The organism is Citrobacter sp. CK185, assembly GCF_030333565.1.
Lineage (GTDB): Bacteria > Pseudomonadota > Gammaproteobacteria > Enterobacterales > Enterobacteriaceae > Citrobacter_B > Citrobacter_B koseri.
The window spans coordinates 19856-45338 of record NZ_JAOWFR010000018.1 but is presented as its reverse complement, the minus strand read 5'-3'; the positions used below and the strand labels follow the sequence as shown (position 1 = coordinate 45338).

At 55.6% G+C, this 25483-nt stretch carries 23 protein-coding genes and 1 pseudogene; 16 read left to right on the top strand and 8 right to left on the bottom strand.

Annotated features, from left to right (window positions below; translation table 11 throughout):
• Positions 1–2: 2 nt before the first annotated feature.
• From hemX to hemC, 3 genes are read right to left on the bottom strand one after another with little or no spacing between them, the layout of a single operon-like run.
• The gene (gene hemX, locus OGV79_RS04120; protein ID WP_012131148.1) at positions 3–1184 is read right to left on the bottom strand and encodes a uroporphyrinogen-III C-methyltransferase; all 1182 of its coding nucleotides are present in this window, start codon (positions 1182–1184) and stop codon (positions 3–5) included.
• Between the two features lie 21 nt (positions 1185–1205).
• Positions 1206–1946 (bottom strand): uroporphyrinogen-III synthase, encoded by a 741-nt coding sequence (gene hemD / locus OGV79_RS04115; RefSeq protein ID WP_110494860.1) that lies wholly within the window; start codon positions 1944–1946, stop codon positions 1206–1208.
• Positions 1943–2884: a hydroxymethylbilane synthase gene (gene hemC / locus OGV79_RS04110; protein WP_146235388.1), complete on the bottom strand. Its 942-nt coding sequence runs from the start codon at positions 2882–2884 to the stop codon at positions 1943–1945. Before hemC ends, hemD begins: the two co-directional genes overlap by 4 nt.
• 387 nt (positions 2885–3271) lie before the next feature.
• Between hemC and cyaA the strand changes: the two genes are divergently transcribed.
• A complete protein-coding gene (gene cyaA / locus OGV79_RS04105; RefSeq protein ID WP_071258135.1) occupies positions 3272–5818 on the top strand; it encodes a class I adenylate cyclase in 2547 nt (848 codons plus the stop codon).
• Between the two features lie 79 nt (positions 5819–5897).
• On the opposite strand, the gene cyaY is transcribed toward cyaA, so the two are convergent.
• Entirely contained in the window at positions 5898–6218 is a 321-nt protein-coding gene (gene cyaY / locus OGV79_RS04100) for an iron donor protein CyaY (protein ID WP_047459992.1), read from the bottom strand.
• 138 nt (positions 6219–6356) lie between these two features.
• Between cyaY and lptM the strand changes: the two genes are divergently transcribed.
• The 8 genes from lptM to corA all read left to right on the top strand — a co-directional run bounded on the left by lptM (position 6357) and on the right by corA (position 13417).
• Complete coding sequence (gene lptM, locus OGV79_RS04095) at positions 6357–6560, top strand: LPS translocon maturation chaperone LptM (protein ID WP_012131153.1); 204 nt, start codon at positions 6357–6359, stop codon at positions 6558–6560.
• Between the two features lie 36 nt (positions 6561–6596).
• Positions 6597–7421, top strand: coding sequence for a diaminopimelate epimerase (gene dapF / locus OGV79_RS04090; protein ID WP_024130100.1), 825 nt, complete (start codon positions 6597–6599; stop codon positions 7419–7421).
• Complete coding sequence (locus OGV79_RS04085; RefSeq protein WP_012131155.1) at positions 7418–8125, top strand: DUF484 domain-containing protein; 708 nt, start codon at positions 7418–7420, stop codon at positions 8123–8125. Before dapF ends, OGV79_RS04085 begins: the two co-directional genes overlap by 4 nt.
• The gene (xerC, locus tag OGV79_RS04080; RefSeq protein ID WP_110494858.1) at positions 8122–9024 is read left to right on the top strand and encodes a tyrosine recombinase XerC; all 903 of its coding nucleotides are present in this window, start codon (positions 8122–8124) and stop codon (positions 9022–9024) included. The genes OGV79_RS04085 and xerC overlap by 4 nt, the downstream gene beginning before the upstream one ends.
• A complete protein-coding gene (yigB, locus tag OGV79_RS04075; protein ID WP_110494857.1) occupies positions 9024–9740 on the top strand; it encodes a 5-amino-6-(5-phospho-D-ribitylamino)uracil phosphatase YigB in 717 nt (238 codons plus the stop codon). Before xerC ends, yigB begins: the two co-directional genes overlap by 1 nt.
• Positions 9741–9826: 86 nt before the next feature.
• Positions 9827–11989, top strand: a complete 2163-nt coding sequence (uvrD, locus tag OGV79_RS04070) for a DNA helicase II (RefSeq protein ID WP_110494856.1) — start codon at positions 9827–9829, stop codon at positions 11987–11989.
• A gap of 266 nt (positions 11990–12255) precedes the next feature.
• Positions 12256–12312 carry a YsgD/CorL family protein gene (gene ysgD, locus OGV79_RS04065; RefSeq protein ID WP_213164972.1) on the top strand — a complete coding sequence of 19 codons (57 nt, stop codon included), beginning with the start codon at positions 12256–12258 and terminating at the stop codon, positions 12310–12312.
• A gap of 154 nt (positions 12313–12466) precedes the next feature.
• Positions 12467–13417 (top strand): magnesium/cobalt transporter CorA, encoded by a 951-nt coding sequence (gene corA / locus OGV79_RS04060; RefSeq protein ID WP_012131160.1) that lies wholly within the window; start codon positions 12467–12469, stop codon positions 13415–13417.
• A gap of 67 nt (positions 13418–13484) precedes the next feature.
• On the opposite strand, the gene rarD is transcribed toward corA, so the two are convergent.
• Positions 13485–14378, bottom strand: coding sequence for an EamA family transporter RarD (gene rarD / locus OGV79_RS04055; RefSeq protein ID WP_047459986.1), 894 nt, complete (start codon positions 14376–14378; stop codon positions 13485–13487).
• A 43-nt stretch (positions 14379–14421) separates the two neighbouring features.
• Positions 14422–14889, bottom strand: coding sequence for an acyl-CoA thioesterase YigI (gene yigI, locus OGV79_RS04050; protein WP_024130101.1), 468 nt, complete (start codon positions 14887–14889; stop codon positions 14422–14424).
• 165 nt (positions 14890–15054) lie between these two features.
• Here yigI and pldA point away from each other — a divergent pair, with 165 nt between their 5' ends.
• From pldA to rhtC, 3 genes are all read left to right on the top strand, one after another.
• On the top strand, positions 15055–15924 hold the full coding sequence (gene pldA / locus OGV79_RS04045) for a phospholipase A (protein ID WP_012131163.1): 870 nt from the start codon (positions 15055–15057) through the stop codon (positions 15922–15924).
• Positions 15925–16014: 90 nt separating this feature from the next.
• The gene (recQ, locus tag OGV79_RS04040; protein WP_286467706.1) at positions 16015–17844 is read left to right on the top strand and encodes an ATP-dependent DNA helicase RecQ; all 1830 of its coding nucleotides are present in this window, start codon (positions 16015–16017) and stop codon (positions 17842–17844) included.
• Positions 17845–17907: 63 nt separating this feature from the next.
• Positions 17908–18528: a threonine export protein RhtC gene (gene rhtC / locus OGV79_RS04035; RefSeq protein WP_012131165.1), complete on the top strand. Its 621-nt coding sequence runs from the start codon at positions 17908–17910 to the stop codon at positions 18526–18528.
• A 42-nt stretch (positions 18529–18570) separates the two neighbouring features.
• Here the strand turns inward: rhtC and rhtB are convergent, their stop codons facing one another.
• Positions 18571–19191: a homoserine/homoserine lactone efflux protein gene (rhtB, locus tag OGV79_RS04030; RefSeq protein WP_047459975.1), complete on the bottom strand. Its 621-nt coding sequence runs from the start codon at positions 19189–19191 to the stop codon at positions 18571–18573.
• A gap of 111 nt (positions 19192–19302) precedes the next feature.
• Between rhtB and pldB the strand changes: the two are divergent.
• From pldB to OGV79_RS04015, 3 genes and pseudogenes are all read left to right on the top strand, one after another.
• Positions 19303–20292, top strand: a pseudogene (pldB, locus tag OGV79_RS04025) (lysophospholipase L2); the annotation flags it as partial.
• Positions 20293–20338: 46 nt separating this feature from the next.
• Positions 20339–21139, top strand: a complete 801-nt coding sequence (yigL, locus tag OGV79_RS04020) for a sugar/pyridoxal phosphate phosphatase YigL (RefSeq protein ID WP_012131170.1) — start codon at positions 20339–20341, stop codon at positions 21137–21139.
• 80 nt (positions 21140–21219) lie between these two features.
• Positions 21220–22119 (top strand): carboxylate/amino acid/amine transporter, encoded by a 900-nt coding sequence (locus OGV79_RS04015; RefSeq protein ID WP_012131171.1) that lies wholly within the window; start codon positions 21220–21222, stop codon positions 22117–22119.
• Here OGV79_RS04015 and metR read toward each other — a convergent pair.
• Entirely contained in the window at positions 22007–22960 is a 954-nt protein-coding gene (gene metR, locus OGV79_RS04010; protein ID WP_012131173.1) for an HTH-type transcriptional regulator MetR, read from the bottom strand. The two genes, OGV79_RS04015 and metR, sit on opposite strands and share 113 nt — an antisense overlap.
• A 248-nt stretch (positions 22961–23208) precedes the next feature.
• On the opposite strand from metR, the gene metE reads away from it, so the two are divergent.
• On the top strand, positions 23209–25470 hold the full coding sequence (gene metE, locus OGV79_RS04005) for a 5-methyltetrahydropteroyltriglutamate--homocysteine S-methyltransferase (RefSeq protein ID WP_200093335.1): 2262 nt from the start codon (positions 23209–23211) through the stop codon (positions 25468–25470).
• Positions 25471–25483: the final 13 nt, after the last annotated feature.

Here is a 25483-nt window from a genome sequence, read left to right as displayed (position 1 = left end):
CATTATTCTCCTTGCGGCGCGGCTGCCGGTGCTTCTGCCTGCGGAGCAGGGGCCTGAGCCGCTTCGGTCGTGGCCGCCGCCGGCTGCGCCAGCAGGTTACGCACGCGAGTCTGCATCAGTTTTTCAAGAATCGGCTGGCTCTGTAACGTCTCCGGCACGTCCATCGTGATGCTCTGTTGACTCAGTTTATCCACGTCATCAAGGAACGCTTTGGTCGTTGCGTCGTCGGTGTCGTAGTACGCGCGTACCCAGGTGGAGACATTATCCAGCGCCTGACGGTAAGTCTCTTCCTGATGACGCGGCACGGCTTGCGCCGCCACTAACAGGCGGGAGCGGATGTTTTCACGTAAGTAAACGTCCTGGTTCGGCGCCAGCAGCGGGACGGCGGTGTCATCACGACGGCGAATGGTAATAAAGCTGTCCATAAAGTTCTGCCAGCTTTTTTGCAGATTAACGCGCCATTCGCTGATCGAGCTGGACAGCTCGCTGCTGTCGGAGTCCATTGGCGAATCGTCGGTGTCGTTATCGGCCAGACGCAGGTTATCAATCTGGTTAGAGAGCTGGTTCACTTTGAGGATAATGCCGTCGTAGTCCACCTGCGCCACCGCCGACAGGCTGGCAATATCATCGGTAATGGCGCGGCGCGCGGCGATCAGACTGGGGTCGTTCATATCCGCCAGGCTGGCATCCGCGCTTTTGAGCAGCGCCGCAGCGGTGGTGACATCCTGATCGCTCCACAATTTACGTCCGGCGAGTTTGACCAGAAAATCAGATTGCGCCAGCAGCCAGGTTTTGGCATCGCTGCCGGAGATCGTCGCGACTTTCTGTTGCACTTCATCCAGCTGTTTCGCCAGCGCGGCCTGTTGGCGATTTGCATCATCCAGTTGTGTCGCCTGCTGTTTGATAATGCCTTCCAGCTCCGCTTTTTGGCTTTCCTGGGCTTTTTGCAGCGCCGTAAGTTGGTTAACCAGCGCATCGCTGGTGGCCGTTTGTTTAACGGCCTGCTGCTTTCCCCAGCCATACAGACCGACGCCCGCGGCCAGGGCAATGGCGATTGCCACCGCACTCAATACCAGCGCGGCGCCGTTCTTACTCTTCTTTTCTGCATTGACTGGCTGCGGCGTGGTTTCCACGGCCTCCCTGGTCTCTTCAACCACGGCGGAGGATTTTTCTTGTTCCGTCATTATGGCATCCCATTATGAGAGTTATTGTAATGCGCGCAGTAGCGCATCGTTGTCGGCGTTATCAGCGACCTTAATATCTTGCCAGCCCAGTTCCCGGGCGAGGTGCGCCAGACGCTCACTGACGACCAGCAGCCGACAGCGTAGTAACCAGTGCTCACGATACCACTGCGGGATCAGCGACCAGAGCTGTTGCAGCATTTCACCGCTGGTGACAACAATCGTCGTCACGCCGCGAGAGTGCCAGCGCATCGCCTCTTCCGCGCCATCGTAATGTTTTGCACTGCGTTGATAACATTCACAAAAGGTGACTTCAGCGCCGCGTTCTGTGAGGGTTTTGCCTAACAGTTCACGCCCACCGTTGCCCCGTAAAATAAGCGCTCGTTTTCCCGCAATATTTTGTAATTCAGGTAATTGTAGCAAGACTTCGCTGATTTCCCGATCCAGAGGATAGCGAATATCGCATCCGCTAACGGTATGCAACGCCAGCGCCGTTGTGCGCCCGATGGCGAAGTAGCGTGGCTGCACAGGCCAGCCCAGCCCCTGCTGTTGCAGTTGGGCGTGGGCAAAGGCGACGGCGTGTTGCGAGAGGGCGAACACCAGATCGTTGTCCGTGAGCGCCGCCAGGCGATCGGCAAGCGTTACCAGTTCCCGGCCCGGCGTAAACTCAATAAGCGGAAAACTCCAGGCCACCTGCCCCAGTGTGCGCAGACGGCTCACTAACTCTTCCCCGGAGGGAGACGGGCGGGTGACCAGAATACTCATGCGGGCGCTTCTCCGTTATAAACCTCGGTCAGAATCGTGCGGGCGCCGTTTTCCAGCAGCTCTTCCGCCAGGGAAATGCCCATTTGCGCGGCGTCCTGCGGCAATCCGCGACGTTCTCCGCGAATCATCAGCGAACCGTCAGGCGCGCCAACCAGCGCACGCAGCCAGACTTCACCATCAATGATTTCAGCATAGCTGCCAATCGGCACCTGACAGCCCCCTTCCAGGCGGGTGTTCATGGCGCGTTCGGCTTTTACACGTAGCGCGGTTTCTTCATGATTCAGCGGCGCTAACAGCGCCTGAGTACGTGCGTCATCCAGTCGGCATTCAATGCCCACTGCGCCTTGCCCTACGGCAGGGAGAGAGATTTCGGGAGGCAGCGCGGTGCGAATACGCGACGTCAGACCTAACCGTTTTAACCCGGCAACCGCCAGGATAATTGCGTCATAATCACCGTTATCGAGCTTGCTCAGGCGTGTGCCGACGTTGCCGCGCAGCGAGCGGATGACGAGATCCGGGCGACGCTCGGCCAACTGGCACTGGCGACGCAAACTTGATGTGCCGACGATGCTGCCTGCGGGCAGTTCATCCAGATTGTTGTATTGGTTCGAGACGAAAGCATCGCGTGGATCTTCGCGTTCGCAAATCGTGACCAGGCCAAGCCCTTGCGGGAATTCTACCGGCACATCTTTCATCGAATGCACGGCGATATCGGCGCGCTTTTCCAGCAGCGCGACTTCCAGCTCTTTTACAAACAAGCCCTTACCGCCCACTTTTGCCAGAGGGGTGTCCAGAATCACGTCGCCGCGCGTTACCATCGGTACCAGTTCCACGACCAGTCCCGGATGCTGTGCTATCAACGCGTCTTTGACATAATGTGCCTGCCAGAGCGCAAGGGGGCTTTGGCGTGTGGCAATTCTTAAAACATTGTCTAACATGCTTGTTACCGTCATTATCGTCCGTGGACCATCCTAACATCCTTACAAGTGGGATGTCAGTGTTACGGTCAAAGGTGAGTAAGAGGATCAGGCGCGGCGTCGCGACTGGCAGTGAATAATGACGAGAAACCGCCTGACCGTATTAAGGAATTTACACGCAGCTAACGGTGCTACACTTGTATGTAGTGCATCTTTCTTTACGGTCAATGAGCAAGGTGTTAAATTGATCACGTTTTAGACCATTTTTTCGTCTTTACCCCTTAATGGGGAGAAGGATGAAAAAGGTAACGGTTATTTTTGACATACGGTTTATCCCGAATGGTTTGGTTGTCCGCACTCGCGATGGCAATCAGACGCATGACGGGTAGCAACATCAGGCGATACGTCTTGTACCTCTATATTGAGACTTTGAAACAGAGACTGGATGCCATCAATCAATTGCGTGTGGATCGCGCGCTTGCTGCCATGGGCCCTGCCTTCCAGCAGGTATACAGTCTGCTGCCGACATTATTGCACTACCATAATCCGCTGATGCCGGGTTACCTCGACGGTAACGTTCCCAAGGGCATATGCTTTTACACGCCTGATGAAACCCAACGCCACTACCTGAATGAACTTGAACTGTACCGGGGAATGTCCACGCAGGACCCGCCGAAAGGCGAGCTGCCGATCACCGGCGTGTACTCAATGGGCAGTACATCTTCAGTAGGGCAAAGCTGTTCTTCTGACCTGGATATCTGGGTCTGCCACCAGTCCTGGCTTGATAGCGAAGAGCGCCAGTTGCTGCAACGTAAATGCAGCCTGCTGGAAAGCTGGGCCGCTTCGCTGGGCGTGGAAGTCAGCTTCTTCCTGATCGACGAAAACCGTTTCCGCCATAATGAAAGCGGCAGTCTGGGTGGTGAAGACTGCGGCTCGACGCAGCACATCCTGCTGCTCGACGAATTTTATCGCACCGCTGTGCGTCTGGCCGGTAAGCGTATTCTGTGGAATATGGTGCCGTGCGACGAAGAAGAGCATTACGACGACTACGTCATGACGCTTTACGCGCAGGGTGTCCTCACGCCAAACGAATGGCTGGATCTGGGCGGATTAAGCTCGCTCTCCGCCGAAGAGTACTTTGGCGCCAGCCTCTGGCAGTTGTACAAGAGTATCGATTCCCCGTACAAAGCGGTGCTGAAAACGCTGCTGCTGGAAGCCTACTCCTGGGAATATCCCAATCCGCGCCTGTTGGCGAAAGACATTAAACAGCGCCTGCATGACGGCGAGATCGTTTCGTTTGGTCTCGACCCGTATTGCATGATGCTGGAACGCGTGACCGAATACCTCACGGCTATCGAAGATCCGACGCGTCTTGATTTAGTCCGTCGATGTTTCTACTTAAAAGTGTGTGAGAAACTGAGCCGTGAACGCGCCTGCGTTGGCTGGCGTCGTGAAGTGTTAAGTCAGTTAGTGAACGAGTGGGGATGGGACGACGCCCGTCTGACAATGCTCGACAACCGGGCGAACTGGAAGATCGATCAGGTACGCGAAGCGCATAACGAACTGCTCGACGCCATGATGCAGAGCTATCGTAATCTGATCCGTTTTGCCCGCCGTAACAATCTCAGCGTTAGCGCCAGCCCGCAGGATATTGGCGTGCTGACGCGTAAACTGTATGCCGCATTTGAAGCCCTGCCGGGCAAAGTGACGCTGGTGAACCCGCAGATTTCACCGGATCTCTCCGAACCGAACCTAACCTTTATCCATGTGCCGCCGGGCCGGGCCAACCGTTCTGGCTGGTATCTCTACAACCGTGCGCCGAACATGGATTCGATCATCAGCCATCAGCCGCTGGAATATAACCGCTACCTGAACAAACTGGTGGCGTGGGCCTGGTTTAACGGTTTGCTGACGTCGCGTACCCACCTTTTTATTAAGGGCAACGGCATTGTGGACCTGCCTAAGTTGCAGGAGATGGTGGCCGATGTGTCGCACCATTTCCCGCTGCGTTTGCCTGCGCCAACGCCGAAAGCGCTCTACAGTCCGTGTGAAATTCGCCATCTGGCGATCATCGTTAACCTTGAATATGACCCGACGGCGGCGTTCCGCAATCAGGTGGTGCATTTCGATTTCCGTAAGCTGGATGTCTTCAGCTTTGGCGAAGAGCAAAACTGCCTGGTCGGCAGTGTCGACCTGTTGTATCGCAACTCGTGGAACGAAGTGCGTACCCTGCACTTCAACGGCGAACAGGCGATGATTGAAGCGCTGAAAACGATTCTCGGTAAAATGCACCAGGATGCCGCGCCGCCGGACAGTGTGGAAGTGTTCTGCTATAGCCAGCATCTGCGCGGCCTGATCCGCACCCGCGTACAGCAACTGGTCTCCGAGTGCATTGAACTGCGTCTCTCCAGCACCCGCCAGGAAACCGGACGTTTTAAAGCGCTGCGCGTTTCGGGCCAAACCTGGGGGCTGTTCTTCGAGCGCCTGAATGTTTCGGTGCAGAAACTGGAAAACGCCATTGAGTTTTACGGCGCGATTTCGCACAACAAACTTCACGGACTTTCCGTTCAGGTTGAGACCAACCATGTGAAATTACCGTCGGTGGTGGATGGGTTCGCCAGCGAAGGGATCATCCAGTTCTTCTTTGAAGAAACCGGCGATGAGAAAGGCTTTAATATTTATATTCTGGACGAGAGTAACCGGGCGGAAGTGTATCACCACTGCGAAGGCAGCAAAGAAGAGCTGGTACGCGACGTGAGCCGCTTCTATTCGTCGTCGCACGATCGCTTCACCTACGGCTCCAGCTTCATCAACTTCAACCTGCCGCAGTTCTACCAGATTGTGAATACCGATGGTCGCGAGCAGGTCATTCCGTTCCGTACCCAGCCCATCAGCGCCGTGCCACCGGCAAACCAGGACAACGACGCGCCGCTGTTGCAGCAGTATTTCTCGTGAACATGATGCCGGGTGGCGGTGTTACAAATGACGCGAGATACGTAGGCCGGATAAGCGCAGCGCCATCCGGCAATAAAACTTAGCGGAAGCTCACCGCTTCTCCAGCCTGTTGTGTCGCGGCCTGCTCCAGCAGATCCCAGAAGGTTTCGCCGCTGCGATCGCAAATCCATTCGTCGCCTTTCAGGTCAAAATGGTAGCCGCCCTGTTTGGTCGCCAGCCATACCTGGTGCAGCGGCTCCTGACGGTTGATGATGATTTTGCTGCCGTTCTCAAAGGTAATGGTTAGCACGCCGCCGTTGATTTCGCAGTCGATATCGCTGTCGCCGTCCCAGTCGTCCAGACGTTCTTCAATGGTCATCCACAGGGTGTCTGCGAGGCGATGAAATTCACTGTCGTTCATTGTTGTTTCCCGTTTTTTACGTGATGGCGGCAGTATAACCTGGAAGAATTCATGATGCAGTTTTCAGCCAACTCTTGCTTTTACGTCTTCTCCTGCGATGATAGAAAACAGAAAGCATGAACTTACAGGCAATCCATAATGAAAAATGTGTTTCAGGCACTCGCTGTACTTCTCACTCTGTTCAGCCTGACCGGCTGCGGTCTGAAAGGCCCGCTCTATTTTCCACCTGCTGACAAAAACGCGCCGCCGCCGACGCATGAGGTTGATTCGCAAATCCAATCGACGACGCCCGATCAAAACGATCGCGCTACGGGAGACGGCCCTTCTCAGGTGAACTATTGACGGTACGTTTCTGTCCCCGCGTAAATGGAGTGAATGATGCAATTCTCTAAAATGCATGGCCTTGGCAACGATTTTATGGTCGTCGACGCGGTAACGCAGAATGTCTTTTTCTCGCCGGAGTTGATCCGCCGCCTGTCAGACAGGCATCTGGGCGTGGGGTTCGACCAGCTTTTGGTTGTCGAGCCTCCTTACGATCCTGAACTGGATTTTCATTACCGCATCTTCAACGCCGATGGCAGCGAAGTGTCGCAGTGCGGTAACGGCGCCCGCTGCTTTGCGCGATTTGTGCGTCTGAAAGGACTGACCAATAAGCGCGATATCCGCGTCAGCACGGCCAATGGCCGGATGGTGCTGAGTGTCACTGATGATGAACTGGTGCGGGTGAACATGGGTGAGCCAAACTTTGAACCCGCGCAGGTTCCTTTTCGCGCCAACAAAGCGGAAAAGACCTATATTATGCGAGCGGCCGAGCAGACAATATTGTGCGGCGTGGTTTCAATGGGGAACCCGCACTGCGTGATTCAGGTCGATAATATCGACACGGCGGCAGTCGAAACGCTGGGACCGGTTCTGGAAAGCCATGAACGTTTTCCAGAACGAGCGAATATTGGGTTTATGCAGGTTGTGAAGCGCGAGCATATCCGATTACGCGTTTATGAACGTGGGGCAGGAGAAACTCAGGCCTGCGGCAGCGGCGCATGCGCCGCCGTTGCGGTGGGCATTCAGCAGGGTTTGCTGGCAGAAGAAGTACGCGTGGAATTACCTGGCGGTCGCCTTGATATCGCCTGGAAAGGCCCGGGTCATCCGTTGTATATGACTGGCCCGGCGGCACATGTCTACGACGGATTTATTCATCTATGAAGCAACCAGGGGAAGAACTACAGGAAACACAGATGGAACTGGACGACCGGGCGGTCGTCGATTATCTACTGCGTAACCCTGAGTTTTTTATCCGTAATGCGCGCGCCGTTGAGGCGATGCGCGTTCCGCATCCCGTGCGGGGGACGGTGTCGCTTGTTGAGTGGCACATGGCCCGCGCCCGGAATCATATCCATGTTCTTGAAGAGAATATGACGCTGCTAATGGAACAGGCGAATGCCAACGAAAGCCTGTTCTACCGTCTGCTGCATTTGCAGGGACGGCTGGTTTCCGCCAGTAGCCTGGATGAAATGCTGATGCGTTTTCATCGCTGGGCGCGGGAGCTGGGGCTGGCGGGCGCGACCATCCGGCTGTTTCCCGATCGCTGGCGACTCGGCGCGCCGTCGAATCATACCCATCTGGCGTTAAGCCGTCAGGCCTTTGAACCGCTGCGTATCCAGCGTCTGGGGCAGGCGCAACACTATCTTGGCCCATTGAATGGCCCGGAACTGCTGGTGGTGCTGCCTGAAGCCAAAGCGATTGGCTCGGTGGCGATGTCGATGCTGGGGCGCGATGGCGATCTGGGGGTCATACTCTTCAGTAGCCGCGATGTGCATCATTACCAGCAGGGGCAGGGGACACAGTTACTGCAAGAAATCGCCTTGATGTTGCCGGAACTGCTGGAGCGCTGGATTGAACGTGTATGACCGAATTATCGCTTTCTCAGGACGTTGCGCGCTTCTTGCGTTACCTGGGCGTAGAACGGCAACTTAGCCCCATCACGCTACTGAACTATCAGCGTCAGCTTGATGCCATTATCGCTTTAGCCGGAGAAACCGGTCTGCAAAGCTGGCAACAATGTGACGCTGCGATGGTGCGCGCTTTCGCGGTACGCAGCCGCCGTAAAGGGTTAGGGCCCGCCAGCCTGGCGTTGCGCCTCTCTGCTTTACGCAGTTTCTTTGACTGGCTGGTGAGCAAGGGTGAACTCAACGCCAACCCGGCGAAAGGCATCTCTGCGCCGAAAGCGCCTCGCCACCTGCCGAAAAATATCGACGTGGATGATATTAACCGCCTGCTGGATATCGACCTTAACGATCCGCTTGCCGTGCGCGATCGGGCGATGCTGGAAGTGATGTATGGCGCGGGGCTGCGTTTGTCTGAACTGGTGGGGTTAGACATCAAACACCTCGATCTCGATACGGGCGAAGTGTGGGTGATGGGGAAGGGCAGCAAAGAACGGCGTCTGCCCATTGGCCGCAATGCGGTGGCGTGGATTGAGCATTGGCTGGATCTGCGCGGCCTGTTCGGCAGCGATGACGATGCGCTGTTTCTCTCGAAGCTCGGGAAACGGATCTCCGCGCGCAATGTACAAAAACGGTTTGCGGAGTGGGGCATTAAGCAAGGGCTGAACAGCCATGTCCATCCGCATAAACTGCGTCACTCGTTCGCGACCCATATGCTGGAGTCGAGCGGCGACCTGCGCGGCGTGCAGGAGCTGTTAGGCCATGCCAATCTGTCTACCACGCAAATCTATACTCATCTTGATTTTCAACACCTGGCCTCGGTGTACGATGCGGCGCATCCACGCGCCAAACGGGGGAAATAATGCGTTTTTACCGGCCTTTGGGACACATCTCAGCACTCACGTTCGATCTGGATGACACCCTTTATGATAACCGTCCGGTTATCCTGCGCACCGAGCAGGAAGCGCTCACCTTTGTGCAAAACTACCATCCTGCGCTGCGTACATTGCAGAATGCCGACCTGTATCGCCTGCGTCAGGCGGTACGTGAAGCAGAGCCGGAAATTTATCATGATGTGACGCGATGGCGTCATCGCGCCGTGGAGCGCGCCATGCTGGAAGCGGGCCTGTCAGCGGAAGAGGCAATGGCGGGGGCGAACGCCGCGATGATCAATTTCGCAAAGTGGCGCAGCTGTATCGATGTTCCGCAAGTGACGCATGACACGCTGAAGCGGCTTGCAAAAAAATGGCCGCTGGTGGCCATTACTAACGGCAATGCGCAGCCGGAACTGTTTGGGCTGGGCGATTACTTCGAATTTGTGCTGCGCGCAGGCCCGGACGGGCGCTCTAAACCGTTCAGCGACATGTACTCTCTGGCGGCGGAGAAGCTCAACATGCCGATCGGCGAGATCCTCCACGTCGGCGACGATCTGACGACCGATGTCGCCGGGGCGATCCGCTGTGGAATGCAGGCCTGCTGGATCAAACCAGAAAATGCCGACCTGATGCAGACCACTGACAGCCGTTTACTGCCGCATATCGAAATTTCACGGTTGGCATCTTTGACCTCGCTGATATAATCACCAGCAGTATTGTATATATACCCAGCTTTTTGGCGGATGGCGCTGCGCTTATCCGCCCAACACACTTTTACGCGGCGGTGCCAATGGACGTTTCTTACCTGCTCGAAAGCCTTAATGATAAACAGCGCGAAGCGGTGGCTGCGCCACGTAGCAACATGCTGGTGCTGGCGGGAGCGGGGAGCGGCAAAACCCGCGTGCTGGTGCACCGTATCGCCTGGCTGCTGAGCGTAGAGAATAATTCACCCTATTCCATTATGGCCGTTACCTTCACCAATAAGGCGGCGGCGGAAATGCGCCACCGTATCGGTCAGTTAATGGGAACCACGCAGGGCGGGATGTGGGTCGGCACCTTCCACGGTCTGGCGCACCGTCTGCTGCGCGCGCACCATATGGACGCCAACCTGCCGCAGGATTTCCAGATCCTCGACAGCGAAGATCAGCTGCGCCTGCTCAAGCGCCTTATTAAAGCGATGAACCTTGACGAGAAGCAGTGGCCGCCGCGTCAGGCAATGTGGTACATCAACAGCCAGAAAGACGAAGGTCTGCGTCCGCACCATATTCAGAGCTACGGCAACCCGGTGGAGCAGACCTGGCAGAAGGTTTACCAGGCCTATCAGGAAGCGTGCGATCGCGCAGGGCTGGTGGACTTTGCCGAACTGCTGCTGCGCGCGCATGAACTGTGGCTCAACAAGCCGCATATCCTTCAGCACTACCGCGAACGTTTTACCAATATCCTGGTGGACGAATTCCAGGATACCAACAACATCCAGTATGCGTGGATCCGTCTGCTGGCAGGCGATACCGGCAAAGTGATGATCGTCGGCGATGATGACCAGTCTATTTACGGCTGGCGCGGAGCGCAGGTGGAGAACATCCAGCGTTTCCTCAAGGATTTCCCGGGCGCGGAAACCATTCGTCTGGAGCAGAATTACCGCTCGACCAGCAACATCCTCAGCGCGGCGAACACCCTGATTGAAAACAACAATGGCCGTCTGGGGAAAAAGCTGTGGACCGATGGTATTGATGGCGAGCCGATTTCACTGTATTGCGCGTTTAATGAGCTGGATGAGGCGCGTTTTGTCGTTAACCGCATCAAAACCTGGCAGGACAACGGCGGGGCGCTGGAACAGTGCGCCATTCTCTATCGCAGCAACGCCCAGTCGCGCGTGCTGGAAGAGGCGCTGTTGCAGGCCAGTATGCCGTACCGTATTTATGGCGGTATGCGCTTCTTCGAACGTCAGGAAATTAAAGATGCGCTCTCCTATCTGCGCCTGATCGCCAATCGTAATGATGATGCGGCGTTTGAGCGCGTGGTGAACACCCCGACGCGCGGTATTGGCGATCGCACGCTGGACGTTGTGCGCCAGACCTCGCGCGACCGTCAGTTAACCTTGTGGCAGGCGTGCCGCGAGCTGTTGCAGGAGAAAGCGCTGGCTGGCCGCGCCGCAAGCGCCCTGCAACGCTTTATCGAGCTAATTGACGCGCTGGCGCAGGAGACGGCAGATATGCCGCTGCATGTTCAGACCGATCGGGTGATTAAAGACTCGGGTCTGCGCATGATGTACGAGCAGGAAAAAGGCGAGAAAGGCCAGACGCGTATTGAGAACTTAGAAGAACTGGTGACGGCGACGCGCCAGTTCAGCTACAACGAAGAAGATGAAGACCTGATGCCGTTGCAGGCGTTTCTCTCTCACGCCGCGCTGGAAGCGGGCGAAGGGCAGGCGGATACGTGGCAGGATGCGGTTCAACTGATGACCTTGCACTCGGCGAAAGGGCTGGAGTTTCCGCAGGTGTTCATCGTCGGCATGGAAGAGGGGATGTTCCCCAGCCAGATGTCGCTGGATGAAGGCGGGCGTCTTGAAGAAGAGCGTCGCCTGGCCTACGTCGGCGTAACCCGCGCGATGCAGAAGCTGACGTTGACCTATGCGGAAACCCGCCGTCTGTATGGCAAAGAGGTCTACCACCGCCCGTCGCGCTTTATCGGCGAATTGCCGGAAGACTGTGTGGAAGAAGTGCGGCTGCGTGCCACGGTCAGTCGTCCGGTGAGTCACCAGCGGATGGGAACCCCGATGGCGGAAAACGACACCGGGTACAAGCTGGGACAGCGCGTGCGTCACCCGAAATTCGGTGAAGGCACGATCGTTAATCTGGAAGGCAGTGGCGAGCACAGCCGGTTACAGGTCGCATTCCAAGGGCAGGGGATCAAATGGCTGGTAGCGGCCTACGCCAGACTGGAAACGGTTTAATCGGTTTGGCTTTGCCGGATGGCGACGCTGGCGCGTCTTATCCGGCCTACAGACCGGGTAACATTTTGATTTGTAGGCCGGATAAGGCGAAGCCGCCATCCGGCTATCTGTCGGTTAATATTCTGAATATCATAGATAAATAACTCCCCTCTGCTAACATTTTTGCATAAGGGGAAATTATTACTTTTTCGCGTTTCGTTGCGTGTTGACGTCAAATTTTTGCTGGCGTAACATGCGCGCACGATTACGCTAAGAGGACATTCGCCTTGGACACACCCAGTAGATGCTGGCTCATTATCCTGTCATTCAGGATCAACTCCTAAGGCTATCCCTTTTTGCTGATAGCCTTAGCGGTTGTCAGCGACCTTCTCTTTTTCCCGTCGCGCTGAGTCAGGCTGTTTAATGGTCTGAAACCCAATTTGTTTCTGTGTGCCCACCCGAACTGTCCGATATTTTTAAGCATTGGGAGTCCCGGTCATGCTGAGCGCATTTCAACTGGAAAATAATCGACTGACCCGGCTGGAAGTCGAAGAGTCACAAACCCTGATTGATGCCGTATGGGTCGACCTGGTCGAACCGGACGACGACGAGCGACTGCGCGTACAATCTGAACTGGGCCAAAGCCTGGCGACACGTCCTGAACTGGAAGACATCGAAGCATCCGCACGTTTCTTTGAAGACGAAGACGGGCTGCACATCCACTCCTTTTTCTTTTTCGAAGATGCGGAAGACCACGCCGGTAACTCCACGGTGGCATTCACCATTCGCGATGGCCGCCTGTTTACGCTGCGTGAACGCGAACTGCCCGCTTTCCGCTTGTACCGTATGCGCGCCCGTAACCAGGCGATGGTGGACGGCAATGCCTATGAATTACTGCTCGACCTGTTTGAAACCAAAATCGAACAGCTGGCGGATGAAATTGAAAACATCTACAGCGATCTGGAAGAACTGAGCCGCGTGATCATGGAAGGGCATCAGGGCGATGAATATGACGAAGCGCTCTCTACGCTGGCAGAGCTGGAAGATATCGGCTGGAAAGTTCGCTTATGTCTGATGGATACCCAGCGCGCGCTTAACTTCCTGGTGCGCAAGGCGCGTCTTCCGGGAGGGCAACTGGAGCAGGCGCGTGAGATCCTGCGCGATATCGAGTCCCTGCTGCCGCACAACGAATCCCTGTTCCAGAAGGTGAACTTCCTGATGCAGGCGGCGATGGGCTTCATCAACATCGAGCAGAACCGCATTATCAAGATCTTCTCGGTGGTATCCGTGGTATTCCTGCCGCCGACGCTGGTGGCGTCCAGCTATGGGATGAACTTTGAGTTTATGCCGGAGCTGAAGTGGAGCTTTGGTTACCCTGGCGCGATTATCTTTATGATCCTTGCGGGTCTGGCGCCGTATTTGTACTTCAAGCGTAAGAACTGGCTGTAATATTGCGCCCGGTGGCGCGTNCTACCGATCCCGTAGGCCGGATAAGCGACGCGCCACCGGCACGCTTTTATCCTCGAACTTTGCGTCTTTGTGTATAAATCGCATCCATCACAAAAATCGCCAGCGCCACCCAAATAAAGGCAAACGTCACCATCTTATCGGCGCCCGGTATTTCTCCATAGAACGTCACGGCCAGCAGGAACATCAGGGTTGGGCCAATGTACTGGAAAAAACCCAGCGTGGAGAGGCGCAGGCGCGTCGCCGCCCCGGTAAAGCACAGCAGCGGCACCGTGGTGACGATACCTGCCGCAATCAGCAACAGATTCAGCGACAGCGGATTCTGCCCCATATGGCTGGTTGGGCTATCCGCGATGCCAAACAGATAAATCGCGGCGACCGGCAATAGCCACAGCGTTTCGATCAGCATCCCCGTTTGTGCTTCAACCGCAATCTTCTTACGTACCAGGCCGTAAAACGCAAAGCTAAACGCCAGCCCCAGTGCGATGACCGGCAGAGAGCCGAAGGTCCAGAGCTGCACCAGTACGCCGCAGGCCGCCAGAATCACCGCCAGCCACTGCATACGACGGAAGCGCTCGCCGAGGAACAGCATTCCCAGCAGAATGTTAACCAGCGGGTTAATAAAATACCCGAGGCTGGCTTCCAGCATATGGTGGTTATTGACCGCCCAGATAAAGAGCAGCCAGTTTCCACCGATCAGCACGGCTGACAGCGCCAGCATGAAAATTTTCTTCGGCGTTTGCAGCAGTGTTTTAACGCCAGACCACTGGCGGCTGATGCTCATCAGCGCGATCATAAAGAAAAATGACCAGATCACGCGGTGCGTCAGGATCTCGTCTGCGGGCACGTAGTAAATCAGTTTGAAGTACGCGGGTGCGATGCCCCAAATAAAATAGGCGGCAAGAGCGAGTAACACGCCCTGCCGCGTTTGCTTAGCATCCATCGGGAAAACTCATATCAGAAATGTAACAACAGTTTACCTGTTTTTATCCCACCATATAAGTTGCGGTCGCACTGGCAATGTAAAGCTGTTCTTCGTTGTGCAGTTCCACACGCGCCACAGCGACTTTATTGCCCGCGCGCAACAGGCTGCTGGTGGCGGTGAAGCGGTTGCCTCTGCCCGGGCGCAGGTAGTCAACGCGCAGATCGATAGTTCCCATACGCGACATGCGCTGGCGTAGCTCGTCTTCGCTGATGGTCTCATGGCGGGTCAGCGTGCTGCCCACGCACACCAGTCCGGCGGCGACGTCCAGCGCGGAGGCGATCACCCCGCCGTGTAAAATACTTTGCGCCCAGTTGCCTACCATCATCGGCTGATTGTTAAAGGCCAGTTGGGCAAACTCCTTTTCATAGCGTTCCAGCTCCAGTCCTAATGCCCGGTTAAAAGGCATATGGTAAACAAACATCTCGCCCACCAGTTTCAGGGCCTGCTCAGCGGTAAGTACGGAAGACATACGATCCAGACACTCCGTTGGTTAATGAAATGTTGATATTATGCTTCTTATTTGTTGTTTTCTACTTTAAGAGAGGATAACTAAACAGGGATTAAGTAAGTATGTAGAATGGCTGGCAGATAATTATACCATTCAACACTTATTGCGTTCAGGAGAACACGACCGATGCGGGCGATTTTGGGTTGGTTATTACCAGCAGCAATGCTGCCATTGGCTGTATATGCGCAGGAAGCGACAGTGAAAGAAATTCATGACGCGCCTGCGGTACAGGGCAGTATTATCGCAAACATGTTGCAGGTGCATGATAATCCCTTCACGCTTTATCCTTATGATACGAACTACCTGATCTACACCAATACCAGCGATCTGAACAAAGAAGCGATCAGCTCTTATAACTGGTCTGAAAACGCGCGCAAAGACGAAGTGAAGTTTCAGCTGAGCCTGGCCTTCCCGTTCTGGCGTGGGATTGTTGGGCCAAACTCGGTGCTGGGGGCGTCGTACACGCAGAAATCCTGGTGGCAGTTGTCCAACAGCGAAGAGTCCTCGCCGTTTCGTGAGACTAACTACGAACCGCAGTTGTTCCTCGGCTTTGCCACGGATTACCACTTTGCAGGCTGGACGCTGCGCGATGTGGAGATGGGGTATAACCATAACTCCAACGGGCGTTCCGATCCGACTTCGCGGAGCTGGAACCGCCTGTATACGCGTCTGATGGCGCAAAACGGTAACTGGCTGATGGAAGTGAAACCGTGGTACGTCGTTGGCGGCACCGGCGATAACCCCGATATCACTAAATATATGGGCTACTATCAGCTTAAAATCGGCTATCACCTGGGAGATGCGGTGCTGAGTGCTAAAGGCCAGTACAACTGGAATACCGGTTACGGCGGGGCAGAAGTGGGGTTAAGTTACCCGATGACGAAACATGTGCGCCTCTATACCCAGGTATACAGTGGCTATGGCGAATCGTTAATCGACTATAACTTTAATCAGACGCGTGTCGGCGTGGGTGTTATGCTGAATGACATATTCTGATCTGCGCAATGATTGTGTTTAAAACATTGCAGTTTCTTTCGCAGGCGCTGAAAATAGCGCCTGTTTTTATTTCAGGCAAACGGGGTTAATGTGGCGCAGGCGGAAGTGTTGAATCTGGAATTGGGGGCTAAACAGGTTTTACAGGAAACCTTTGGCTACCAACAGTTTCGCCCAGGCCAGGAAGAGATCATTGAGACGGTCGTCTCGGGTCGTGATTGCCTGGTCGTCATGCCGACCGGCGGCGGCAAATCCCTGTGTTACCAGATTCCAGCCTTACTGCTTAACGGACTCACCGTTGTCGTTTCGCCGCTTATCTCCCTGATGAAAGATCAGGTTGACCAGTTGCTGGCAAACGGCGTGGCGGCGGCGTGCCTGAACTCGACGCAGAGCCGTGAACAGCAGCATGAGGTGATGGCCGGTTGCCGAACCGGGCAGGTTCGCCTGCTGTATATTGCGCCGGAGCGCCTGATGCTGGATAACTTCCTTGAGCATCTGGCGCACTGGAACCCGGTCTTACTGGCCGTCGATGAAGCGCACTGTATCTCGCAGTGGGGGCATGACTTCCGCCCGGAATATGCCGCGCTCGGTCAGCTCCGCCAGCGTTTTCCTTCCCTGCCGTTTATGGCGTTGACCGCCACCGCAGATGACACCACCCGACTGGATATTGTTCGCCTGCTGGGGCTGAACGATCCGTTAATCCAGATCAGCAGCTTTGACCGTCCGAACATCCGCTACATGCTGATGGAGAAATTTAAGCCGCTCGATCAGCTGATGCGCTATGTGCAGGAACAGCGCGGCAAGTCCGGTATCATCTACTGTAACAGCCGGGCGAAGGTGGAGGACACCGCCGCACGTCTGCAAAGTCGCGGCATCAGCGCGGCGGCGTATCATGCCGGTCTGGAAAATAACGTGCGCGCCGATGTGCAGGAGAAGTTCCAGCGCGACGATCTGCAAATCGTCGTGGCGACCGTCGCATTTGGTATGGGCATTAACAAACCTAACGTGCGTTTTGTGGTGCATTTTGATATTCCCCGCAACATTGAATCCTACTATCAGGAAACCGGCCGCGCCGGGCGTGACGGCCTGCCCGCAGAGGCGATGCTGTTCTACGATCCGGCTGATATGGCGTGGCTGCGCCGCTGTCTGGAGGAGAAACCCGCCGGGCAGCTACAGGATATTGAACGGCATAAACTGAACGCGATAGGGGCGTTTGCCGAAGCGCAGACCTGTCGTCGTCTGGTGCTGCTGAACTACTTTGGCGAAGGGCGGCAGGAACCCTGCGGCAACTGCGATATTTGCCTCGACCCGCCAAAACAGTACGACGGCCTGATGGATGCGCGTAAAGCCCTGTCGACGATTTATCGCGTTAATCAGCGTTTTGGTATGGGCTATGTGGTGGAAGTATTGCGCGGCGCGAACAATCAGCGTATCCGCGATTTAGCTCATGACAAATTGCCGGTGTACGGCATTGGTCGCGATCAGAGCCATGAGCACTGGGTCAGCGTGATTCGTCAGCTTATTCATCTGGGTATGGTTACGCAGAATATTGCCCAACATTCGGCGTTGCAGTTAACCGAAGCGGCGCGTCCGGTGCTGCGTGGCGAAGTGCCGTTGCAGCTTGCCGTGCCGCGTATCGTCGCGTTGAAGCCGCGAGTGATGCAGAAATCTTTCGGCGGCAATTACGATCGCAAACTGTTCGCCAAACTGCGCAAATTGCGTAAGGCCATTGCCGATGAAGAGAATATCCCGCCGTATGTCGTCTTTAACGATGCGACGCTGATTGAAATGGCCGAACAGATGCCGGTTTCGCCGAGTGAAATGCTGAGCGTTAACGGCGTCGGCATGCGCAAGCTGGAGCGTTTCGGTAAAGAGTTTATGGCGCTGATCCGCGCGCATGTCGATGGTGACGACGAAGAGTAGTCAGCCAGGTAAAAAAGTGCCAGGATGGTGACTCGGTAAACTATTCCCCCGCGAGTCATTTTTATGTTGATGCTATTTCTCACCGTAGCGATGGTGCATATCGTTGCGTTAATGAGTCCTGGACCGGACTTTTTCTTTGTCTCTCAAACCGCCGTGAGCCGCTCACGCAAGGAAGCGATGATGGGCGTGCTGGGTATTACCTGCGGCGTCATGGTTTGGGCGGGCGTTGCGTTGCTCGGCCTGCATCTGATTATCGAGAAAATGGCCTGGCTGCATACCATCATTATGGTGGGTGGTGGTTTGTACCTGTGCTGGATGGGCTATCAGATGCTGCGTGGCGCGCTAAAAAAACAGGACGTCGCCGCGCCTGCGCCGCAGATTGAACTGGCGCAAAGCGGTCGTAGCTTTGTGAAAGGTTTGCTGACGAACCTGGCGAACCCGAAAGCGATCATCTATTTCGGATCGGTCTTTTCACTGTTCGTTGGCGATAACGTCGGCGTAGCCGCGCGCTGGGGCATTTTCGCGTTGATTATCGTGGAAACGCTGGCCTGGTTTACCGTGGTTGCCAGCCTGTTCGCGCTACCGAAAATGCGTCGCGGTTATCAGCGTCTGGCGAAGTGGATCGACGGTTTTGCCGGTGCGTTGTTTGCCGGTTTCGGCATTCACCTGATTATTTCGCGTTAATTATCGTAGGCCGGATAAGCGTTAGCGCCATCCGGCAGTTTCTCAGGCATGCCTTGCGGACGCCAGCAGCGCACCCACCAGCATAAACAGCGAACCAAATACCTTATTCAACGCCTTCATTTGCTTCGGCCCTTTAATCCAGCCTGCGATACGTGTCGCCAGCGTCGCGTAACCGATCATCACAATGATATCAACGACAATGGTTGTGATGCCGAGCACGACGTACTGCATCAGTTGCGGCTCCTGCGGCTTGATAAACTGCGGAAATAGCGCGGCGAGAAAAACAATGCTCTTTGGGTTGGTCAGGTTTACAAATACCGCGCGCCTGAACAGACGGCTTCGGGACTGTGCGTGCGCCAGCGTGTTGAGATCGATGGCGCCTGCGGCACGCCATTGCTGGATACCCAGCCAGATCAGATAAGCGGCGCCCGCCCATTTCAGGACTTCGAATGCGACGACGGAACGTGAAAACAGCGTCCCCAGGCCCACGCCAACCAGTACGATGTGTATGCCAAGCCCGGTCTGCAAACCCGCAATAGACGCCGTTGCGCCGCGATAGCCGTGGCTGATTGCCGTGGTCATGGTATTGATAGCGCCGGAGCCGGGAGAAAGGCTCAAAATAATGGATGTCAGCAGATAAGCGAACCACCATTCGAAGGTCATGAGGAACTCCCTGATTGTCTGTTTTTATGCCACAATACCCTACTGTCGCTGTATTGTGTCAGGCATCATAAAGAAAACGATTTTTACCTGGTAAACGAGGCTGGATACCCGATGTTTCAGCAGCAAAAGGACTGGGAAACGAGAGAAAACGCGTTCGCTGCTTTTTCTATGGGGCCACTGACAGATTTCTGGCGTCAGCGGGAAGAAGCAGAATTCACGGGCGTGGACGACGTTCCCGTACACTTTGTCCGCTTTCACGCAAAGAAAAACGATCGTGTCATCGTCATCTGTCCAGGTCGCATTGAAAGCTACGTAAAGTATGCCGAACTGGCGTATGACCTGTTCCATCTTGGTTTTGATGTCCTCATCATCGACCACCGCGGGCAAGGGCGCTCCGGGCGTTTGCTGTCGGATACGCACCGTGGTCATGTGGTCAATTTTAACGATTATGTCGATGACTTAACCGCATTCTGGCAGCAGGAAGTGCAATCGGGGCCGTGGCGGAAACGCTATATTCTGGCGCACTCTATGGGGGGCGCTATCGCCACGCTGTTCCTGCAACGCAACGCCGTCCAGTGTGATGCCATCGCGCTTTGCGCGCCGATGTTTGGTATCGTGATGCGCTTACCGGAATGGATGGTGCGCCACATTCTTGACTGGGCCGAGGGGCATCAGCGAATCCGTGAAGGGTATGCCATTGGCACCGGGCGCTGGCGAGCGCTGCCCTTTAGTATGAATGTGCTAACGCACAGTCGGCAGCGCTATCGGCGCAATTTACGTTTCTATGCTGATGAACCCCGGCTACGCGTCGGGGGGCCGACTTACCACTGGGTGCGTGAAGGTATTCTGGCGGGTGAGCAGGCTCTGGCGGGGGCGGGTGATGATGCAACCCCTGTGCTACTCGTTCAGGCTGAAGAAGAGCGTGTGGTGGATAACCGCGCGCATGACCGTTTTTGTGAAATCCGCGCCGCAGCGGGCCATCCCGTAGAGGGAGAGCGACCGCTTGTCATAAAAGGCGCATACCATGAGATCCTTTTTGAAAAGGACGCAATGCGCTCAGTCGCGCTTAACGCCATTGTCGAATTTTTCGACAGGCATAACTAATTCATCCAGCGGAAACCGCTTTGCCTTGAGGTTTAATTTTCTTATGTATCAGGTTGTTGCGTCTGATTTAGATGGTACGCTGCTCTCTCCCGATCACACGTTGTCCCCTTACGCGAAAGAGACGCTGAAATTATTGACCGCCTGTGGCGTGAATTTTGTGTTCGCGACTGGCCGCCACCACGTCGATGTGGGGCAAATCCGCGATAATCTTGAGATTAAGTCTTACATGATTACCTCCAACGGCGCGCGCGTGCATGACACCGACGGGAACCTGGTGTTCACCCACAACCTTGACCGCGACATCGCCAGCGATTTGTTTGGCGTAGTGAATGCAAGCCCGGATATCGTGACTAACGTCTATCGCGATGACGAGTGGTTTATGAACCGCCACCGCCCGGATGAAATGCGTTTCTTCAAAGAAGCGGTATTTCACTATTCGCTGTTCGAACCGGCGATGCTGGAGCCCGAAGGGGTCAGCAAAGTGTTCTTCACCAGCGATGCGCATGAAAAACTACTGCCGCTGGAGCAGGCGATTAACGCACGTTGGGGCGATCGCGTGAACGTCAGTTTCTCTACGCTGACCTGTCTGGAAGTGATGGCGGGAGGTGTGTCGAAAGGGCATGCGCTGGAAGCCGTCTCGAAAGCGATGGGCTACAAATTGCAGGATTGCATTGCGTTTGGCGATGGCATGAACGACGCGGAAATGCTCTCAATGGCGGGGAAAGGCTGCATTATGGGCAATGCCCATCAGCGCCTGAAAGATCTGCATCCGGGCCTGGAAATCATTGGCATCAATGCCGACGATGCCGTACCGCATTATCTGCGTAAGCTCTTTTTGCGGTAATGCGATTGCTCTTTAGTTGACCAGTTGTCAACTAAACTCTCCGCTACAATGGGTGCCCTTTATTCAAAGAGACATCCATTGTGGCGCTACTCATCATTACCACTATCCTGTGGGCCTTCTCCTTTAGCCTGTTCGGCGAGTATCTCGCGGGTCATGTTGATAGCTATTTTGCGGTGCTGGTGCGTGTTGGGCTGGCAGCGCTGGTGTTTCTCCCGTTTCTGCGTACCCGTGGGCATAGCGTAAAAACCATTGGCCTGTATATGCTGGTGGGAGCGATGCAGCTTGGCATTATGTATATGCTGAGTTTCCGCGCCTATCTCTATCTGACGGTCTCCGAACTGCTGCTGTTTACCGTCCTCACGCCGCTTTATATCACGCTGATTTATGATTTGATGAGCAAGCGTCGCCTGCGCTGGGGTTATGCCTTCAGCGCGTTGCTGGCGGTCATCGGCGCAGGGATTATTCGTTACGACCAGGTTACCGATCATTTCTGGACGGGGTTACTGCTGGTACAGCTTTCCAATATCAGTTTTGCCATCGGGATGGTGGGCTACAAGCGTCTGATGGAAACCCGGCCTATGCCGCAGCATAACGCGTTCGCCTGGTTTTACGTCGGGGCGTTTCTGGTGGCCGTTGTCGCCTGGTCTATGCTGGGGAACGCGCAGAATATGCCGGAAACGACGCTACAGTGGAGCATTCTGATCTTCCTGGGCGTGGCGGCGTCGGGCATCGGCTACTTCATGTGGAACTATGGCGCGACCCAGGTGGATGCCGGTACGTTAGGCATCATGAACAATATGCATGTGCCTGCGGGACTGTTGGTTAATCTGGCGATCTGGCATCAACAGCCCCACTGGCCGAGTTTTATTACAGGCGCGCTTGTGATACTGGCTTCCCTGTGGGTACATCGGAAGTGGGTCGCTCCGCGCTCCGTACAAACGGCAGATGGTCGCATGCGTGGTTCCGCGCCGAGCGAATAAACGCTTCAGTCACCGCCTGACGCTGCTCGCCATCGCGCACCGCAGCGTAGAGGCGGCTCCATAAACCGTCTCCCAGGGTTTTGGTAACGACCAGCCCCTGGCGTTCGAAACTCTCCACTACCCAGTGCGGCAGGGCGGCAATGCCCATTCTGGCGGCGACCATCTGGATCAGCAGCAGGGTGTTATCCACGTTTTTCAGTGACGGGCTGATGCCGGCGGGTTGCAGGAAATGCCGCCAGACATCCAGTCGGCTGCGCTGTACCGGATAGATCAACAGCGTCTCGCTGGCTAAATCTTCCGGCGTAATCTGCGTCTTACTGGCCAGCGGATGATCGGGCGCCAGCACCAGTCGTACTTCAAAATCGAACATCGGCGAATAGTGCAGCCCGCTGCGCGGCAGGATGTCTGATGTCATCACCAGATCCAGCTCCCCCTGTTGCAGCGCGGGCTGGGGATCAAACGTCACGCCGGATTTGAAATCCATCTCAACCTGCGGCCACCTGGCGTGGAAGTTTTCCAGCGCCGGGGTCAGCCACTGAATACAGCTATGACATTCAATCGCAATGCGTAATCGGGTCTGCTGTGGTTCGTTACAGGCCTGTAGGGCGCGGCTAATCTGCGGCAGTACCTGGTTTGCCAGTTGCAGGAGAATTTCCCCCTGTGGCGTAAAACGCAGCGGCTGACTCTTACGGACAAATAACCGGAAGCCAAGGCGCTGTTCCAGATCGCTGAACTGGTGAGACAAGGCGGATTGGGTCTGGTGCAGCGTAGCCGCCGCAGCCGCCAGCGAACCGCTATTCCGCAACGCCTGGAGCGTTTTCAGGTGTTTAATCTCGATCATGAAAGTCCTTCACTTCGGCATGAGTAAATTGCGCTTGAGGAATATACAGTACCTGCCAATTATAGATGTGTAAACATCTGGACGTCTAAAACTCGTCATATTTCGACTTGCAGATGCGTTGGCTTCCTCGCTTACCCCAGTCACTTACTTCAGTAAGCTTCTGGGGATGCGCATCGTTGCCGCCTTCCTGCAAGCCGAACTATTTAGAGTTTTTTATTCAGATTCAATGAAATAAGAGAGGAATAAACATGACAATCCGCAATCACACCCTCGGTTTTCCTCGCGTTGGCCTGCGTCGTGAGTTAAAAAAAGCGCAAGAGAGCTACTGGGCGGGCAACGCCACCCGTGAAGACCTGCTGGCAACCGGACGTGAACTGCGTGCGCGCCACTGGGATCAACAAAAGCAGGCGGGCATCGACCTGCTGCCGGTGGGCGATTTCGCCTGGTACGACCATGTTCTGACCACCAGCCTGTTGCTGGGCAATGTACCGGCTCGTCATCAGAACAGCGACGGCTCGGTGGATATCGACACTCTGTTCCGCATTGGCCGCGGTCGCGCGCCGACCGGTGAGCCGGCTGCGGCGGCGGAAATGACCAAATGGTTTAACACCAACTATCACTATATGGTGCCGGAGTTTGTGAAGGGTCAGCAGTTTAAACTGACCTGGACTCAGCTTCTGGATGAAGTGGACGAAGCGCTGGCGCTGGGTCACAAGGTGAAACCGGTACTGCTGGGGCCTGTAACCTACCTGTGGCTGGGTAAAGTGAAAGGTGAGTCGTTCGACCGTCTGAGCCTGCTGAACGACATTCTGCCGGTCTACAAACAGGTACTGACCGAGCTGGCGAAACGCGGCGTTGAATGGGTACAGATTGATGAACCTGCGCTGGTGCTGGAACTGCCGCAGGAATGGCTGGATGCTTACAAGCCTGCGTATGATGCGCTGCAAGGCCAGGTGAAGCTGCTGCTGACGACCTATTTTGAAGGCGTCACGCCGAATCTGGATACCATCGCCGCGCTGCCGGTGCAGGGTCTGCATGTTGATCTGGTACACGGTAAAGATGACGTTGCCGAACTGCACAAGCGTTTGCCGTCTGACTGGCTGCTGTCTGCGGGGCTGGTTAACGGTCGCAACGTCTGGCGTGCCGATCTTACGGAAAAATATGCGCAAATTAAGGACATTGTCGGCAAACGCGACCTGTGGGTGGCCTCGTCCTGTTCTCTGCTGCACAGCCCGATCGACCTGAGCGTCGAAACCCGTCTGGATGCGGAAGTGAAGAGCTGGTTTGCTTTCGCGCTGCAAAAATGCGGTGAACTGGCGCTGCTGCGCGATGCGCTGAACAGCGGCGACACGGCAAAACTTGAAGCGTGGAGCGCGCCGATTCAGGCTCGTCGCCACTCCACCCGCGTGCACAACGCGGCGGTGGAGAAACGTCTGGCGGCGATTACCGCCCAGGACAGCCAGCGTGCCAGCCCTTATGCCGAACGTGCCCAGGCGCAGCGTAACCGTTTTAACCTGCCGTCATGGCCGACCACCACGATCGGCTCATTCCCGCAGACGACGGAAATCCGCGGCCTGCGCCTGGACTTCAAAAAGGGCAACCTTGATGCGAATCACTACCGTACCGGCATCGCTGAACACATCAAACAGGCGATCGTTGAGCAGGAGCGTTTAGGTTTAGACGTACTGGTACACGGTGAAGCCGAGCGTAACGACATGGTGGAGTACTTCGGTGAGCATCTGGACGGTTTTGTTTTCACCCAGAATGGCTGGGTGCAGAGCTATGGCTCCCGCTGCGTGAAACCGCCGGTCGTCATTGGCGATGTCAGCCGCCCGGAACCGATCACCGTGGAGTGGGCGAAATACGCGCAGTCCCTGACTGATAAACCGGTGAAAGGGATGCTGACCGGCCCGGTGACGATCCTCTGCTGGTCATTCCCGCGTGAAGATGTAAGCCGTGAAACTATCGCTAAACAGATTGCGCTGGCGCTGCGTGATGAGGTTGCCGATCTGGAAGCGGCGGGAATCGGCATCATTCAGATTGATGAACCGGCACTGCGTGAAGGGCTGCCGCTGCGTCGCAGCGACTGGGATGCTTACCTGCAATGGGGTGTGGAAGCCTTCCGCATCAACGCTGCGGTGGCGAAGGATGATACCCAGATCCATACCCACATGTGTTACTGCGAGTTCAATGACATCATGGATTCTATCGCGGCGCTGGATGCGGACGTGATTACCATTGAAACGTCGCGTTCTGATATGGAGCTGCTGGAATCGTTTGAAGAATTTGAATACCCGAACGAAATCGGGCCGGGCGTCTACGACATTCACTCGCCGAACGTACCGAGCGTCGAGTGGATTGAAGCCCTGCTGAATAAAGCCGCTCAGCGTATTCCGGCGGAACGTCTGTGGGTGAACCCGGACTGCGGCCTGAAAACCCGCGGCTGGCCGGAAACCCGCGCCGCGCTGGCGAACATGGTCAAAGCCGCGCAGAATCTGCGTCAGGCATAATTTGGTGCTCGGG